Annotated in this window: 14 protein-coding genes; 1 reads left to right on the top strand and 13 read right to left on the bottom strand. The window is 58.0% G+C overall.

Annotation, left to right across the window (positions count from 1 at the left end):
- Window positions 1-189: 189 nt before the first annotated feature.
- Window positions 190-885, top strand: a complete 696-nt coding sequence (locus ACW14G_RS01855) for a FadR/GntR family transcriptional regulator (protein ID WP_455648430.1) — start codon at window positions 190-192, stop codon at window positions 883-885.
- Here the strand turns inward: ACW14G_RS01855 and ACW14G_RS01850 are convergent, their stop codons facing one another.
- From ACW14G_RS01850 to ACW14G_RS01790, 13 genes are all read right to left on the bottom strand, one after another.
- The gene (locus ACW14G_RS01850) at window positions 886-2,979 is read right to left on the bottom strand and encodes a heparinase II/III domain-containing protein (RefSeq protein WP_249022032.1); all 2,094 of its coding nucleotides are present in this window, start codon (window positions 2,977-2,979) and stop codon (window positions 886-888) included.
- Between the two features lie 163 nt (window positions 2,980-3,142).
- On the bottom strand, window positions 3,143-4,666 hold the full coding sequence (locus ACW14G_RS01845) for a sensor domain-containing diguanylate cyclase (RefSeq protein WP_249022031.1): 1,524 nt from the start codon (window positions 4,664-4,666) through the stop codon (window positions 3,143-3,145).
- A 678-nt stretch (window positions 4,667-5,344) separates the two neighbouring features.
- Window positions 5,345-5,674, bottom strand: a complete 330-nt coding sequence (locus ACW14G_RS01840) for a DMT family transporter (protein ID WP_065356243.1) — start codon at window positions 5,672-5,674, stop codon at window positions 5,345-5,347.
- Between the two features lie 17 nt (window positions 5,675-5,691).
- On the bottom strand, window positions 5,692-6,102 hold the full coding sequence (locus ACW14G_RS01835) for a DMT family transporter (RefSeq protein WP_163447928.1): 411 nt from the start codon (window positions 6,100-6,102) through the stop codon (window positions 5,692-5,694).
- A gap of 19 nt (window positions 6,103-6,121) precedes the next feature.
- On the bottom strand, window positions 6,122-6,802 hold the full coding sequence (locus tag ACW14G_RS01830) for a hypothetical protein (protein WP_249023337.1): 681 nt from the start codon (window positions 6,800-6,802) through the stop codon (window positions 6,122-6,124).
- Window positions 6,803-6,813: 11 nt separating this feature from the next.
- Window positions 6,814-7,434: a phosphate propanoyltransferase gene (locus tag ACW14G_RS01825; RefSeq protein ID WP_163447930.1), complete on the bottom strand. Its 621-nt coding sequence runs from the start codon at window positions 7,432-7,434 to the stop codon at window positions 6,814-6,816.
- Window positions 7,431-7,844 (bottom strand): BMC domain-containing protein, encoded by a 414-nt coding sequence (locus ACW14G_RS01820; protein WP_249022030.1) that lies wholly within the window; start codon window positions 7,842-7,844, stop codon window positions 7,431-7,433. Before ACW14G_RS01820 ends, ACW14G_RS01825 begins: the two co-directional genes overlap by 4 nt.
- Before the next feature lie 11 nt (window positions 7,845-7,855).
- The gene (gene cutD, locus ACW14G_RS01815) at window positions 7,856-8,803 is read right to left on the bottom strand and encodes a choline TMA-lyase-activating enzyme (RefSeq protein ID WP_249022029.1); all 948 of its coding nucleotides are present in this window, start codon (window positions 8,801-8,803) and stop codon (window positions 7,856-7,858) included.
- A gap of 49 nt (window positions 8,804-8,852) precedes the next feature.
- Window positions 8,853-12,239, bottom strand: a complete 3,387-nt coding sequence (cutC, locus tag ACW14G_RS01810) for a choline trimethylamine-lyase (RefSeq protein WP_249022028.1) — start codon at window positions 12,237-12,239, stop codon at window positions 8,853-8,855.
- 25 nt (window positions 12,240-12,264) lie between these two features.
- Window positions 12,265-13,419 (bottom strand): 1-propanol dehydrogenase PduQ, encoded by a 1,155-nt coding sequence (locus tag ACW14G_RS01805; protein WP_249022027.1) that lies wholly within the window; start codon window positions 13,417-13,419, stop codon window positions 12,265-12,267.
- Between the two features lie 15 nt (window positions 13,420-13,434).
- Window positions 13,435-13,692: a EutN/CcmL family microcompartment protein gene (locus tag ACW14G_RS01800; protein WP_163447935.1), complete on the bottom strand. Its 258-nt coding sequence runs from the start codon at window positions 13,690-13,692 to the stop codon at window positions 13,435-13,437.
- Between the two features lie 26 nt (window positions 13,693-13,718).
- Complete coding sequence (locus ACW14G_RS01795; protein ID WP_163447936.1) at window positions 13,719-15,308, bottom strand: acetaldehyde dehydrogenase (acetylating); 1,590 nt, start codon at window positions 15,306-15,308, stop codon at window positions 13,719-13,721.
- Window positions 15,309-15,361: 53 nt separating this feature from the next.
- Window positions 15,362-15,604, bottom strand: a 243-nt coding sequence (locus tag ACW14G_RS01790) for a BMC domain-containing protein (protein ID WP_455648429.1), incomplete at its 5' end; no start/stop codon positions are given.

The following is a 15,604-nucleotide window of genomic DNA, read 5'->3' as shown; positions in this document are numbered from 1 at the left end:
GATCTGTGTTGAGTAATTGAACAATTTGGCGTAAAAACGATCTTTATTAGTATGACTAAATGCGATATCAGGCTGTCGAATGATGGTTAAATATACGGAAAAAGCCGAGAAAATTGCGCTGGATGCGCTAATCGATCCCCCTGGCTATGTTACACTGAGCCATAATTCTTGTTCAGGTATGACAAAAGCATGAACTTCACGACGATTACGACGACACAGCGCGGCCTGGATGGCCTGATTGCCAGCGACATTGCCCGCAAGATTTTCTCCGGTCAGCTGCAGCCTGGCACCGTATTACCGGCCGAAGTTGAGCTGTGTGAACAGCTGGGAGTCAGCCGCACGGCGCTGCGCGAGGCGCTGAAACTAGTATCGTCTAAAGGCTTGCTGGAGTCGCGGCCGAAAACCGGTACCCGCGTTCGCGCCCGCACCGACTGGAATATTCTCGACGTACAGCTGCTGGAATGGCTGAGCGGCATGGAAGGCACGCTGGAAATGTACCAGCAGTTTCTTGAGTTCCGGCGGGTGATTGAGCCGCACGCGACCCGTCTGGCGGCGATAAATGCCACGCGCGAGCAGTGCATCGCGTTGTCACAGACCTGGGAAGAGATGTGCCGCATTGCGCAAAATTTTGACGCTGAACGGTGGGTGGATGCCGATACGCGTTTTCACCGCATCATTTTTATGTCGTCGGGTAACTGCTTCTATCAGCCGTTTGGCAACGTGCTGACCACGGTGTTCAAATGGTTTATCAGCCACTCCTCAAAAGAGGGCGGCATGTGTCTCAACGACCATGAGCGCATCTATAAAGCGATTATGGCGGGCGATGCGGAGGCGGCGTTCCAGGCGTCCCTCGGCATGATGGACGCCAGCAAACACCGCCTCTGATTACGCCACGCTGAACCCGCCGTGTCCGCGGCGGTTATCTACCGCTATCCGGCAGGGCTCGCCCTGGTGGAAAGCGATTAACACTACCGTCTGCGCCGCACTGTGTTCCTCAATCATCACTTCCCGTACGTTCCCCCGCGCCTGGCGCGAAACTTCCCGCGACTCGTCAAACTCGCCGTGGCACTCCAGCACGTTGGCAAACAGCGTGTTTTGCGCATGCGTTCGTAACAGCCACGCGGGCTCCTCGCGCAGGTTAAACGCCGGATCGCTGGCTCCAGTCCGGGCGATTATCAGCTCGCCGGGCTGTGGCATTGTGCTGGTCAGCGTGTAGAAGCTGTCGCCGTATAGCCAGCTCAACTGCGCCGCCTCTGCGGCGGGCACCGGGCCACAGGCGCAGCGCCAAAGGTGCTCATAGCCTTGCGAGGTGCCGAGCGGCGCTCGGGTAGGTTCCGCCTTCAGTTCACGGTTGCAGTGGATGATTTGCCCCAACGTGTGCAGGCAATAGTCATACTGATGGCGGCTATCGCTGTACAGCGCAAACAGATCGACCAGCAGCGGGCGCTCGCACTGCGGCAGCGTGAGCAACAGGACCGTGCGCTGTTGGTTAACCCCCGGCCAGTAGTCGTCGGCAAAGGCGCTCATCCCCTGATATGGGCCGCTGCCGGTAAAGAAATGGGTATTTCCGTAACGCGCCGCCGCCCGTTCTTTGTCCCCCTGATTCTGGCAGCCTTCATCCACCACCACGGTGTTGTGGGCCACGGTTTTCTTGGCGTAGCCGTTATTTTCCGCCACGTAGCGACCGCCGAATTTAGGTTCGACGTTAACCCAGCGGGCGAAGCCGTAGTCCTGAAGGATTTCGTGCCCACCGGTAAAGTAGCTGAGGTGCAGACCGTCAAAATGGCCGTGGTTCAGGGCGCTGTGCATACCGGCGATATTGCCATGCCCGCCCCACCAAAGCAGCGCCATACTCTCCGATTCTCCGTCAGGCTGAGCGCGCAGAATACCGCCTGCGCCGCGATCGCCTGCCACGCCGTCGCGCACCAACTGCGAACGGCGGACCGTGACTTCACCCGGTGCTTGCGCATCTTCGCTGAGCAATAGCGCCCCCCGGCACGGCCAGCATGCCTGCTGATAGTGGGCGATAGCCGAAAGCTGCGGCGATGGGCCGTAGTGCTGGCGACACAGGCTGACCGCCATCAGCGCGCCTTCGTCGCGCAGATTCATGGTTTTCGAGGCATCGTTCAGTGCTGGCAGAGTGCCGTCCGGGAACGCCATATCGAACAGCGTGACGCAGGCGCGCTGGATTAAACGATCGCCGTAGGACCAGATTTCCCGTTCCGGCTGGCAGCGGTCAAGCGCCGCGGCAAGTAGCAGCATGGGGCGCAGCGCGAAACGCTGGTAGTAAAGCCCTTCGATATAGTAGCCGTCGACAGAAAACAGCTGGTTAAGCTGGGCGTAAAATCCGCCGCTGACGTCATCGCGCAGCTTACCGTGCAGGGCGATCTCCACCCACTCGGGATGGTCGGTAGCCAGGCCGCACAGCGCGATGGCGGCCACCGACCACATGCCATGGTTGTGGACGATATCGAAGGTGTCCCGGTGGACGGTAATGGCCTCACGCACCATCAGGCACAGCAAGTTTTCTTCAATATGCGCGCGGTCTGTGTCGCTAGCCGAACCTTTCACGCAGGCCCACGCTCCGGCGGCGTAAAGTAAAAACATATCTTCGTTGAGCGTCTGGTGGAATAGCCTGCCCGGCGGATTGCTGTCGCGGCTGGTGGCGCTGCCCAGCGTCGGGTAGACGTCGGCATAGCCGCGCAGCAGCGCGAGCAGGGCGTCGCGGTAGCGGACGTCGCCGCTCAGCAGCCAGTGGAGCCCGGCGAGATCCATCATCTGATAATTGTATTTATGCCGGGCATGTTCCGGGCCGCCGCCTTCGCCGTGGCCGGGGATCCACTGCGGGCGAGCCAGCCAGGCTTCCAGCTGCTGGCGCTGGTGGCGCAGCGTGATGCCGGGCTGCGTATCGTGCGTGAAACACGCCCGCAGCGCCGTAATATCAGAAGGGGAGAGGAAAAGGGAGCGGTCGAGGATCATCAAGCATCTCCAGGTCATGTTCATTAGTATGACTATTTGATGCAAAAAATAAACCTATCACCTCATTAACAGCCAGCGCTATGGCTTTAAGTTGCATGTGAGGTCACAAAATAAACATTATTTGTCATACTATAGATGCTATCAGCTCTGAGCCGCAGAATGCTCAAGCGAAGGTCAGCGACTCGCTGATAATGCGGTTTTTACCATTTCGCTTGGCTTCGTAAAGCCGTTTATCCGCCAGCACCAGCGCCTCTTCTACGCGCATATCGTCTTTAGTGGCAATGCCGCCGCTGAAGGTAACGCGCAGGTTCGTCTCGCGAAAGTGTCGCTGCTCGCAGGTTTCACGCCAGCGTTCCAGAAACGCCAACGCGTCGTGCTGCGTCATCCCGTGAAACAGGGCGACAATCTCCTCGCCGCCGTAGCGGTAGAGGGTGATGTTATCCATTCCGCGCAGACGCAGCCCGATATCCGCTACCGTCCTGAGGACCATATCGCCAACCGCGTGGCCGTAAGTATCGTTGATGGTCTTAAAGTTATCGATATCGATCATGGCGATGCACAGATCGTTGGTCTGTTGAAGAAATTCAATATCGTTATCAAAAGCCCGGCGGTTCTTGAGCTCGGTGAGACCATCGGTCAGCGCTTCGTTTTTAATCATTTCTTGCTGCACGGTGGTATTGTGGATCTCTTCATACAGCATCTCTTCCGCAGCTTTAAGTTCGATGGCGCCGTTGCGAATACCGTTCGCGATGCTGATATAGAGGCCGTTGAGAGAAGAGCGCACCATCCACCAGCAGACAAACAGCGCCAGCAGGCCGAAGGCCAGACAGTAGATAACGTTCAGGCTGTGGGTGAAGACCTGCGAGATTAAATCGCTATTGCGTACTTCATGGACCAGAAACCACGTGGTGTCGCCCACCGCGCTGCAGAAATACCACCTTTCGCTGTCAGGCAGATAGAAAAAGGGCGTCTGTTTATTGAGTCGGGGGGCGACGTTGGCCAGCGTCTGGGGATTCACCGCCTCTCTTTCATTGGTTATCTGCTGGCCTTCGTTATCCATGATCCACTTGCGCCCAGGCAGGGTGGAGTAGGCGGCGTTCAGGATATCCATGCTGGGTTCCTGGTTAAGCCGGATGGCCAGCACGCCAAGCTTTTCGCCGTCTACGTTGTTGATCAGCGATTTGGAGAGCGTGAGGGTGCTGACGGCATCATCAAAGATATCCCGACTACGGGTATAGTGCGTATTGCCTCCGTCATCGCGAATGGCCGCCATATACCAGATCTTGTGGCGCGGGTCGGTGTCTTCCTCGGTTTTGTCGTTGAGCTCAACGTTGGGCAGACGGATAAAGCCCCCTTGCTGGTCGGCGTAGACCAAGGTACGGGCGTCGGGCATGGTGCTAAAGCGCTCAAACAGCCAGTGACGGAGCTCGCCGTCGTCATTCTTCTTATCTTGTTTGATGCTGATAAACTGCTCGATGGTTTCATCGAGCATGATGTCGTAGTCGTGAAGGTACTTTGCGGTGTAAGCGGCCAGATTCTGCACGTCGCGCATGTTTTGCCGTTGATAGCTGCTTTTGACGTCGTGCCACTGCACCGCCAGCACTGCGATGCAGGCGAGGGTGAAAATAATGGCCGTTTTCAGAAAACAGATATTTAACGGGCGGCGGAAATTCAGGTTCCGAATCACAGCTTTCTCCAGAAGCAAAAAATCAATAAATCCATTCACGCAAGAATGATTTTTTGGGTATGACGGTAGTAAATAACCACTGAAAATTATTATTTTCCCGATGTAAATACGCTACGCACACTCACTCGATTTACTGCCTTTAATTAAAGGCTGCGAATGTTACAACCTGTAAATACCATTGTCAAAGGCGATTGAACTAATTCATATTGATCGTTGAAACCGATCGTCACAGGTATTAGCAATAAGCCAGATGACAACGATCGATATCCCTTTATTGATTGGCGAAAACGATCTGTTGTTATCATTTTATATGGATTAATTTCCTTTTAAAACAATGTGGTTGTGGTCATTTACTCTAATAAAAATATGATCGTAAGTGATGGCTTAGGCTATGTGTAATAACTTTTTTGGGAACGTTAATGCTATTGTGTAATAATGTTTCGGATATTTACATTTGTTTGATGGAGAGTAATTTTCGGGGAGGTATTTTTTCGCGGCGATGGGAAATAAATCTTCTTTCCTTGCGGAAATAATATTTCCTGAAAGGTGGCGGCAGATTTCTGATGCTGAAGGGTGAGAGGAGTAAATATAACGGGGAAAAATTATTTCTCATCCTGAGGGATATTAAGCGCTCGCCGTGCAGAGACCTTCCCGGCCTGGGAAGGTCTCTATTGTCTATTACATTCCGGAGAAGACGTTCATGATCACGCCGCCGCTGATAATCAACAGCATGGCGAAAATCGCGGGTAGATCGGGCTTCTGCTTATAGAGAATCATCGAGAAGATGGTGACGCCCACGATGCCAAAACCGCACCACAGTGAGTAGGCCACGCCAACGGGGATGGTGCTCATGGCGCGGGTCAGGGCGAAATAGCACAGCGCGTAAGCGCAAACCACCAGCACTGATGGCCCCAGTTTACTAAAGCCGTTGGTTTTTTTGATCATCGAGGTGCCGGTGATTTCGGAGCCGATAGACAGCGCCAGCCATAAAAATCCGAGATTAAACATGAGCGATTCCTTCTGCGTTAGTTGGCGATTTTGTTATCAAGGGTGGAAACCGGCGTCGGCGGCGTCTCTTCCGCTTCCTCATGACCCATTTTCGAGAACAGGTTCATGATGACAATGCCGCTGGCAATCACCGCCATGCCGATGATGGCGGCGGTATCCGGATGCTGACCATAGAAGGCCATGCCCAGCGTTGAGACCACCAGGATGCCGGTTCCCGACCAGGTGGCGTAGGCCAGACCGACCGGAATATCTTTCACCGCGCGGGAGAGCGAGTAGTAGCAGATGCAGTAAAGCACCACGATCAGCGCCAGCAGCAGGGTTTTGGTCATCCCTTCGCTGGAGTCGAACATTTTAAGCGTTGAGGTGGCCGAGGTTTCCGACAAGATAACCAACAGCATCCATAGCCAGCATTTTGTTTTCGAAGACATATCTACACTCCAGGGTGTGTTATCGAGGTAAGGTTATTTTTTTCTGTGCTTTTAAAAAATCGACGGCGGCATCGGTCAACACGGCGTCGGGTGACTCGGCCAGCGCCGGATTATTGACGATATCTGTGACAGTCAGATAACGCCGTGGGCTTTCACTGACGGCTGGCGGCCTGGCGTTCGCGGTCAGCCTGTCCAGTAGTTCGTTCAGCGTACCCAGGGTGATGCCACTGGCCGTCAGGCGTTCCAGCGTTGCGCTCATTTGCGCCGCGTAGCCGGGCTGCGCGACGCCGCGTAGCGCGTTTAGCTCGCTGTGCGGGTCGCAAAGATAGCGCGGCGCCAGCACCGGAATGCCTGCCAGTAGCGCATCGTGTACCCTTTGCGCTACCGGGCTTTGCAGCGTGCCGTTCAGCAGATCCGCCGCCAGCGGATAATCGAGAAACGGTAGCAGCAGCGCCTTGTAGGGGGCGGGCGGTAACGCACGGTGCCAGATCTCCGCGGGTTGCACATCGCCAAGCGCCTGCCAGCGTTCAGCATCCCGCAGCTCGCCGCTTAACGCCAGATGCAGCCGCTCGCCGCAGCACGCCAGGCGTTGGCAAATCTCGTGGCGATACCCCTCCGCCGCGGTCACCATCACCAGCACGGGAGGCTGCAGGCGCTGGAGGATTTGCGTCACCAGACGGTCGATCTGTTGCTCGGTCATCATGGCCTCCGTTAGCCTATCAGCGCCACCTGCTCGCCGTTTTTCAGCCCGGCGGCGTTGGCCTCTTCGGTATCGATGTGGAATTCGAGGGCGAAATCTTCGCGCACCCGCACCACCACTTCATCAAACGTTAGCCGACGCTCGCCGTGGCTGCACACGCTCACCTTCTGGCCATTGCTGACGTTTAGCTGACGGGCATCCTGCGGCGACATATGAATGTGTCGCCAGGCGCAGATCACCTGCGAGTGCAGTTCAACGTGGCCTTTCGGGCCAATCAGCAGCGCGCTGCCGGCATTCTCCAGCTGGCCGGATTCGCGCACCGGCGCTTTGATGCCCAGCGCGAAACAGTCGGCGCGCGACACTTCCAGCTGCGTGGTAGGTCGGGTTGGGCCGAGCACGCGCACGTTGCTGAGCGAGCCTTTCGGGCCGACGATGGTCACGCACTCTTCGGCGGCAAACTGTCCCGGCTGGCGCAGCGGCTTAAACGGCGTCAAGGTATAGCCCTTGCCGAACAGCGCTTCGACGTCCTGCTGCGACAGATGCACGTGGCGGTTAGAGATGCCGACCGGAATGACGGGCGTAGACTCGGTCAGCCGGGCGGCGATTTTTTCCTGTAGCAGGGCGTCAATCATGCCTTCTTCCCTTTCTTATTGGCAGCGTGTTTCTCATCGGCGTTCGGCGCGGGCACCAGCGGCTGCGGCTCAACGGCGGGAGCCTCGATTGCCGGTTCAGTGACCACGGTGGTTGGCGCGGCGGCGCGCGACGGGTGGCCCTTCAGGTTGCTGAGCGCCTCCACCACGCAGCGTTCCGGACGGGCAATCACCAGCGATGTGACCTGCGGATCGCTGATTTTTGCCACCGCAACGCCGCGCTCGACGGCGGTATGAATCGCGCTGATTTCGCCTTCAAAGCAGACGCTCACCAGCCCTGAACCCACCTTGCGATAGCCAATACAGGCCACGCCCGCGGCTTTACAGGCGGCGTCGACGGCCTGAACGGCGGCGACTAATCCTCGTGTTTCAATGACGCCTAAACTTTTCATTATCGGCTCCTTTAATGACGAACTAAGCGAATATCAAACTTAAACTGGGCGAAAAAGGCTTCAAGCTTGTTCAGCTCTTCCACGCTGTAGGTCGGGTCCTCAAGAATCGGGTAGGGCATCTCCAGACGTTCGTACTTTTTGCGCCCCAGCTGGTGGTACGGCAGCATATCGATACGGCGAATATTGCCGCGTTTCGCCAGCTTCTGGACGTAATCAATCGCCCCGGTAATGGCTTCCCATGAATCGTTGTAGCCGCGCACCAGCGGCATGCGCACAATCACGTTCGCGCCGGAATCAACCAGCCACTCCAGGTTGCGGCGTACGCCTTCGTTACCGATGCCGAACAGCGTTTTGTGGTGATCGCTGTCGATCTGTTTGATGTCGAACAAGAAGGTATCGGTGACCGGCGCCAGCTTCTGGTAGTTGGCCAGCGGCGTAGTGCCCTGCGTCTCGACGGCGGTGTTGATCATCATCTTCTTGCATTCACTGAACAGGGCCACGGCAAAGTCGGTTTGCAGGCTCATTTCGCCGCCGCCGATGGTGACGCCGCCGCCGGAAGAGACGTAAAAGTCATAGTCCTGCATGATGATGTCCATCAGCTCGCTGACGGTGACGTCTTTGCCCATAATATCCAGCGCGTTCTGGGTGCAGATCTCCTCGCACTTACGGCAGCCAATGCAGTCTTTATTGCGGTTGACGAAGTGTTTCATCGCGCCGTTTTCTTCGGCGCGGTAGTGAATGCCCGCCGGGCAGACGTTGACGCAGTCGCCGCAGTTAATGCATTTATCCTGCGAGAACATCACCTGGAACTGGCTGCTCAACCCTTCCGGGTTGGCGCACCACGGGCAGCGAATATTGCAGCCTTTGAAAAACACCAGCGTGCGGATGCCGTCGCCATCGTAGATGGAATATTTCTGGATGTTGAAAATACGCCCGGTTAATTCTGTCTTTGCTATCACGCTTGCCTCCTGAAACGTCGGACTTCCTTGTCCACAGCGGTCCGTCTTATCAGAACTTCTCAATCACCGTACGGCTGATGATCTCGTCCTGAACTTCCTTACATAATTCAACGAAATAGGCGCTATAACCCGCTACGCGGACGATCAGGTCGCGGTATTTCTCCGGCTCCTGCTGCGCTTTTTTCAGCACTTCGTTATCGACGTAGCTGAACTGCATCTGACCGTTGCCGAGAATCGACGCGGTGCGCAGCAGCGTAATCAGGCCGTGGCGACCTTCCGGGGTATCCAGCAGCCCTTTGAGGAACTTGAAGTTGTGCACCATGCCGATGTTCATGGTTTCCACGTTCATCTTGCTCACCGACTTGATGATCGCCGTCGGACCTTGCTTATCCGCGCCCTGGGTTGGGCTGATGCCATCAGAGAGCGGCATCCACGCCAGACGGCCGTTCGGCGTGGCGTTGGTCAGCTCACCGATTGGCGTGTTGTTGGAGATAGACAGGGTGCCGTGGCTCAGGGTGGAGTAGAGCATTTTGTACTTGCGGCACTCGCGCTCGGTCCATTCGGTGATATCCAGCGCGTACTGGTCAACGTAGTTGTCATCGTTGCCGTATTTCGGCGCGTTCAGGCAGTCGCGGCGCAGCGCTTCAAAGCCTTCAAAGTTCGCCAGCATCGCATCGCGCATCTGCTCGAGGGTATATTTTTTATCCTCGTACACCAGTTTGCGAATTGCGGCCATCGAGTCGACGTAGGTGGCCAGACCGGAGAAAATCAGCCCCGGACCGTGGTTGATCATCGCGCCGCCAGCGGAGACGTCTTTGCCTTTTTCCATGCAGCCTTCCACCAGCAGCGACATCAGCGGTTTTGGCGCCACGTCGCGGTGGACGCGCTGGCTGATCACCGTACCGATGGCCGACAGGCGGACGATATGGGCGATCTGTTTTTTCACTGCCGCGTCAAATTCTTCGAAGGTGTGCAGGTCGCGCAGGTCGCCGGTATCCAGCCCCTGATAGCTATCAAACAGCACCATACGGCCACGGTTGAGCACGAACTCGATGGCAATCGGCCACTGGGTGTAGCCGGTGGAGGTCCACTGGTAGATGCGGCCGGATTTCTGCGGTTCCACGCAGCCCATCAGGCAGTAGTCGCGGGCGTCTTCGAAATCGAAGCCTTTGCGCAGCATCATCTTGATGTGGGAGTCATCGAAGTGACAGGCCGGGAAGCCCATGCCCGCTTTCACCACGTCGACGATTTTTTCCATGTACTTCTGCGGCGACTGGTTGTGAATACGGCAGGCCAGCGACGGCTGGTATACCTTCACGAAGCGCACGGCATCCATAATCAGGTAGGTCAGATCGTTACAGGCATCGCCGCCGGAACGCTTCTGGCCGCCGACGGTCAGGTTGATAAACGGCTGGTAGCCAGCGAAATATTTCGCGCCCAGCTCACTGGACATCCACATCAGCTCGGCGCACTTGATGATAAACGCCTGCATCAGCTCCAGTGCGGTTTCGTGGGTCAGGCGGCCTTCACGGATATCGGCTTCAAACATCGGGTAGCAGTACTGGTCAACGCGACCCAGCGACAGGCCGGTCTGGTTTTCTTCAATCTCAAACAACGATTCCACCGTCCAGATGCTTTGCAGCGCTTCCTGCAAGGTTTTCGGCGGATTGGCCGGGACGTTCTGGTTCACTTCGGCGATGGTCAGCAGCTCGGCGCGACGCTGAGGATTTTGCTCCAGCGCGGCCAGTTCGCGAGCGCGGGCGGCGATACGGTGGGCGTAGTTAACTACCCCTTCGCAGGTTTCAATCGCCGCTTTGTAGTAGTAAATACGGTCGATATCTTCCGGGTTTTCCATGCTCAGGCTGGCGAGCTGCGCCTCGGCATCCGCTTTAATGCCGTTCATGCCTTTGGTGAACAGCAGCACGTCATAGCCCGGACAGGTGTCGCCGCCGCCGTTGATCTGGTGGTAGGAGAGGTCGCTGACGAAGGTCTCGCCGCTGAACGCCCAGACGCCCGCTTCGCGGTACTGTGCTTCGCAGATCTCATCCAGCGAGCGGCCTTCCCAGAACGGGACGATCTCTTCGCGGATGGTTTTCTTGTCTTCTTCGCTGATCTCAAATGGATCCTGCGGGCGCGTGCTCATGGTATCGAGCTCGTCGCGCACCCAGCGCCAGGCGATATCCGGGGAGAAGGCGCCCGCACGCGGCTTGCCGCACGGATGGCCGACGATCAGCTCGTCGTCCTGAATCAGAATCGGCGCGGTTTCGCAGGCGTGGCGGAAGGCTTTGGCGCGCAGCAGAATGGTCGGCATGCCTGGATTGGCTTTCACCACTTCGGTAAAGGCCAGCGCGCGGTAGATAGAGACGCTCGGACGCACGGTCAGGTAGTGGTTGCGCAGGCGCTGCATGCGCGGAGTCAGGCCTTCCGTGGTGGGAGTTTCGCTTGCGGCGGCGAACGGCACGGCGGCGACTTTCTGCTCGCCGCTGAACAGACGCACCGGAAGGCGCAGGGCGCTGAGGTTTTGCTGCGCGCTGAGGAACATGGCGGAAAGTTCGTTGATACCCGCGTTTTCAAGGCTCGCGCCGTGGAGCAGGGCATCGAACATCGGGTAGCCGTCGATAGCGCTGGCGGCGCGGACTTCGCTCAGCTCTGCCAGTTTAAACCACAGGCATTCGACGATCTCATAGGCTTGTGCTTCATTCAGCGTGCCGTTGGCGATGTCGTGCTGGTAGTACGGCAGCAGCGCTTTGTCTGCGCCTTCCGGGTTGACCGCGTAGCTGCCGTTATCCAGCTGGAGCGCCAGCTGGAACAGGTAAAATGCCTGGCAGGCTTCTTTGAAGCTGCGCGCCGGGTGGGCTGGAACATGGTGCAAAATAGCGGCGCTGTCGAGCAGTTCGGCCTTACGGTAGGCGTTGGTCTCTGCGGCGGCGAGCTGTTCCGCGCTGTTGGCCAGGTTCTGCGCCAGCGCCATCAGCGCGTCGCAGGCGTAAATGGCCGCGCGACAGCCGTTCACTTCATCCATGCCGCTGCGGCTGACCGCGCTGCCGAGCGTACGGGTCTTTTCTTCCAACTGGTGTTTAATCGCCAGCACGCCTTTCTCTACCACCAGCTTGTAATCCGGGGAGTCGAGATCGCTGTTCAGATTCAGAAACTGGAAGACGGATGGGCGGCGCGCGGCGTTTTCGTCGTGGAAAATCGCCCCGTGCGGCTTGCGGGTCTGGTTGCCGACGATCAGCTCATCGGCGCTGATGGTCAGCGGCAGCTGGCGCATCAGTTCATAGAAACGGCGCGCCGGTTTAACGGCAGCGGGAACGCCGGCAATATCGCCGTCCAGGCCGCTCAGAATGGCGGCGTGTTCGGTGCACAGGGTGCTGGCGTGTGCCTGTAAACGTTCAGCCAGCACTTTGACGCGCGGCGTTAAGCTATAGTGTGCCATAGGTAAGATTCTCCAGTTCTTGTTCTCAGCGGCAGTGGGCGGCGCTGCCGCTCCATGCCTGGCGATAGAGTTCGGTTAAAGCCTGGGCGTCCGGCGCGCGTGGGTTGGTCGGGGTGCAGCTATCGCGCAGCGCCTGGCCGACCATTTCCGCCAGTCGGCGCTCAAAATCGGCGGCATCAATGCCGGTTTGCTGTATTCCCGTCGGCATCGTCATTTCTTCTTTCAGCGCCGCAATAGCGACCAGCAGGCTGTTGACCCCCTGGCGAGTCGTGGCTGCGGGCAGATCCAGCAGGTGAGCCAGCCGGGCATATTTATGGGCGGCGGCGGTGTCGCACTGACCCTGATAGTCCGCATTCCATGCCACTACGCTCCCCATCAACAGGGCGTTGGCGCGGCCATGCGGTACGCGGAATACGCCGCCGAGCGCATGCGCCAGGCTGTGGGTGATGCCCAGCGAGGCATTGGTAAACGCCATGCCAGCCATGCAGGAGGCGTTGTGCATTTTTTCTCGCGCCAGCAGATCGTGTCCGTTGCGCCAACAGGTGGGCAGATAGCGGAACACCTGCTGCACCACTTTCTCGGCCAGCGCGTCGGAAAAGTCGCTGGCGGCGGTGGAGACGTAGGCCTCCAGCGCGTGGCACAGGACATCCATACCAGTATCGGCGGTGATGGCGGGCGGTACCGAGGCGACCAGCGACGGGTCAAGAATGGCGATATCCGGCAGCAGCGACGGGTCAACCAGCACCAGTTTTTCGGCATGGGCCTTGACCACCGAAAAACTGGTCACTTCCGAGCCGGTGCCGCTGGTGGTGGGGATCGCCACAAACTGCGGGCGTTCAAGTCCTGCCTCCGGACGGGTCTGCGCCAGAGCGAAAATAACCGCCTTGGCGGCGTCAATCACGGAGCCGCCGCCCAACGCGATGACCAGATCCGGCGCGCAACTGTCCATGCGCTTCATCCCGCGCACCACGGTGGCGATATCCGGGTCGGCCACCACATCGTCCCAGACCTGCATCTCGATACCGCGCTGGCGCAGGATGTCGGTCACCCGGGAGGCGAGGCCAAATTTCACCATCGCCTGGTCGGTGACCAGCAGCGCACGCTGAGCGGGCACGTCGTTCAGGGCGGCAAGCGCGTCCTGACCAAAACGGATCCGGGGTTTCAGCAAAAATTCACTCATTGGGTTATTCACTCCTTACGCGTCCCGAAAGACGTTCTCGACAATGGCAACCACCGACATCGCCTTGTAACGGTCCTTGTTAAGCGCGAAATACTCTTCCGCCAGCACAATGTCGTGCATGCCTGCGCCGACGCTGTCGACGGCAACCCAGGTGCGGTTCTTCATCGGCTGCTGATCGTCGTCCAGTTGGGTTATCAGCAGCAGGTTGCTGCCGCGTAGCTCATCGCATTTCTGCGTGGCGACGACATGTCCGGTTACCTTTGCGAGAATCATCGTTTTTATCGCCTTATATCAATGCGTTACTTGCCTAAGCGCTCAAGCACCTGGCGGATGACGCGTTCCACGTTTTGCTCGCTTATCTCGCCTTCCTGCTCTGTCGTCGCGCTGGCGAAGCGGTTATCGCTTGCGCTAGCGGCGGCAGGGGAAGGGGAGGTGAAGCGCGCGTCGTCGAGGATGCTGCGGCGCGGGTCGACCGACTGGCTGACGATAGTCGGCTGTGGCTCGACGCGGCTACCCGGTGCGCGCAACTCGTCAATGGAGCGCACGCCGTAGCCGACTTTGCGGATGTTCAGCAGGTTCATCGGCCCGACGTTATCGGAGCTGGAACCGCCGCCGACCGCACCGCAGCCCAGCGTCAACGCGGGAGAGATGTTGGTGGTCGCGCCAATGCCGCCGAGGGCCGCGGGGGTGTTGATCAGAATGCGGTTAACCGGTTTTTCGAGGCAGAACTGGCGAATCACGTCCTGGTTACGGGTGTGGATCACCAGCGTGTGGCCGAGGCCTTCGTTGGTCAGCAGTTCCATCACGCGGTTGCAGGCCGCTTTCCAGTCCTCTTCCACGTACAGGCCGAGTACCGGACACAGTTTTTCTCGGGAGTAGGGGTTGGTGTGTGAAACGGTAGTCTGCTCGGCGATCAGCACGCGGGTGCTGGCCGGGACGCAGAAGCCCGCCATCTGGCTTAAATAGAGCGCCGTTTTGCCGACCACTTTCGGGTTGATCGTGCCGTTCGGACGCAGCAGCAGGGCCGCCATTTTCGCCGCTTCGCCTTCGTTCATAAAGTACGCGCCCTGGGCTTCCAGTTCGCGATGAACCTCGTCGTAAATGCAACGTTCGACGATGATCGACTGTTCGGAGGCGCAAATAACGCCGTTATCGAAGGTTTTGCTGGTGATGATATCTTTCACCGCGTGGTGGATATCGGCGCTGCGCTCGATAAACGCCGGGCCGTTACCCGGGCCGCCGCTGATGGTTGGCGTGCCGGAGGCGTAGGCGGCGCGCACCATCCCTTCACCGCCGGTCGCCAGAATCAGCGACACCTCTTTGCTGTGCATCAGCTCTGAGGTGGCTTCCAGCGTCAGTTCAGTGATGCCGTCGACGATCCCCGCCGGTGCGCCCGCCGCTTCGGCCGCGCGTTTGACAATCTCGATGGCCTTCCAGCTGCACTGACGCGCACCCGGATGCGGCGAGAAAATAATCGCATTACCGGCTTTCAGGGCAATCAGCGTCTTGTAGATAACCGTCGAGGTAGGGTTGGTGGAAGGCACCAGCGCGCAAATAACGCCGAGCGGCACGCCCACGTCCATCACTTTTTTCTGTTGATCGTCATGAATGATGCCGACGGTCTTCATATCTTTGATGGCGTCGTAAACGCGCAGCGAGGCAAAACGGTTCTTCAGGACTTTATCCTGCCAGTTGCCGAAGCCGGTCTCTTCCGCGGCCATTTTCGCCAGCGCTTCGGCATGGTGCGCCGCTTCCTGGGCCACGTTTTTCACGATGGCGTCGATTTGCTGCTGTGAAAAGGTGGCCATCACGGCTTGTGCCTTTTTGGCGTTGCGCACCAGTTCTCGCGCGTTCTGGCGAGAGAGCAAATCGGTATCCAGTTCAATCATGAGTCTATCCTTCATCAGACTAAAAGAGTGCAGACGGGGCGTGCCCTGTCAGGTCATGCTTTATGCTGCGACGCGATTTTTTCGATATCGTTATGCGGACGCGCAATCACGCGGGAAGTGACCACTTCACCGATGCGTTTTGCCGCTTCCACGCCGGAATCCACCGCCGCGTTGACCGCGCCGACGTCGCCTTTCACCATCGCGGTGACCAGCCCGGAGCCGACGTTTTCATAGCCAATCAGCTCAACGTTGGCGGCTTTACACATCGCATCTGCCGCTTCAATGCAGGCCACCAG

This window comes from Kluyvera sp. (assembly GCF_965301105.1).
The sequence above is the reverse complement of the archived record's forward strand: the minus strand, read 5'-3'. Positions and strand labels throughout refer to the sequence as shown.

Coding starts and splice junctions, on each gene's coding strand:
- ACW14G_RS01855 (WP_455648430.1), top strand. CDS start 190: ATGAACTTCACGACGATTACGACGACACAGCGCGGCCTGGATGGCCTG.
- ACW14G_RS01850 (WP_249022032.1), bottom strand. CDS start 2,979: ATGATCCTCGACCGCTCCCTTTTCCTCTCCCCTTCTGATATTACGGCG.
- ACW14G_RS01840 (WP_065356243.1), bottom strand. CDS start 5,674: ATGTTTAATCTCGGATTTTTATGGCTGGCGCTGTCTATCGGCTCCGAA.
- ACW14G_RS01835 (WP_163447928.1), bottom strand. CDS start 6,102: ATGTCTTCGAAAACAAAATGCTGGCTATGGATGCTGTTGGTTATCTTG.
- ACW14G_RS01830 (WP_249023337.1), bottom strand. CDS start 6,802: ATGACCGAGCAACAGATCGACCGTCTGGTGACGCAAATCCTCCAGCGC.
- ACW14G_RS01825 (WP_163447930.1), bottom strand. CDS start 7,434: ATGATTGACGCCCTGCTACAGGAAAAAATCGCCGCCCGGCTGACCGAG.
- ACW14G_RS01820 (WP_249022030.1), bottom strand. CDS start 7,844: ATGAAAAGTTTAGGCGTCATTGAAACACGAGGATTAGTCGCCGCCGTT.
- cutC (WP_249022028.1), bottom strand. CDS start 12,239: ATGGCACACTATAGCTTAACGCCGCGCGTCAAAGTGCTGGCTGAACGT.
- ACW14G_RS01805 (WP_249022027.1), bottom strand. CDS start 13,419: ATGAGTGAATTTTTGCTGAAACCCCGGATCCGTTTTGGTCAGGACGCG.
- ACW14G_RS01800 (WP_163447935.1), bottom strand. CDS start 13,692: ATGATTCTCGCAAAGGTAACCGGACATGTCGTCGCCACGCAGAAATGC.
- ACW14G_RS01795 (WP_163447936.1), bottom strand. CDS start 15,308: ATGATTGAACTGGATACCGATTTGCTCTCTCGCCAGAACGCGCGAGAA.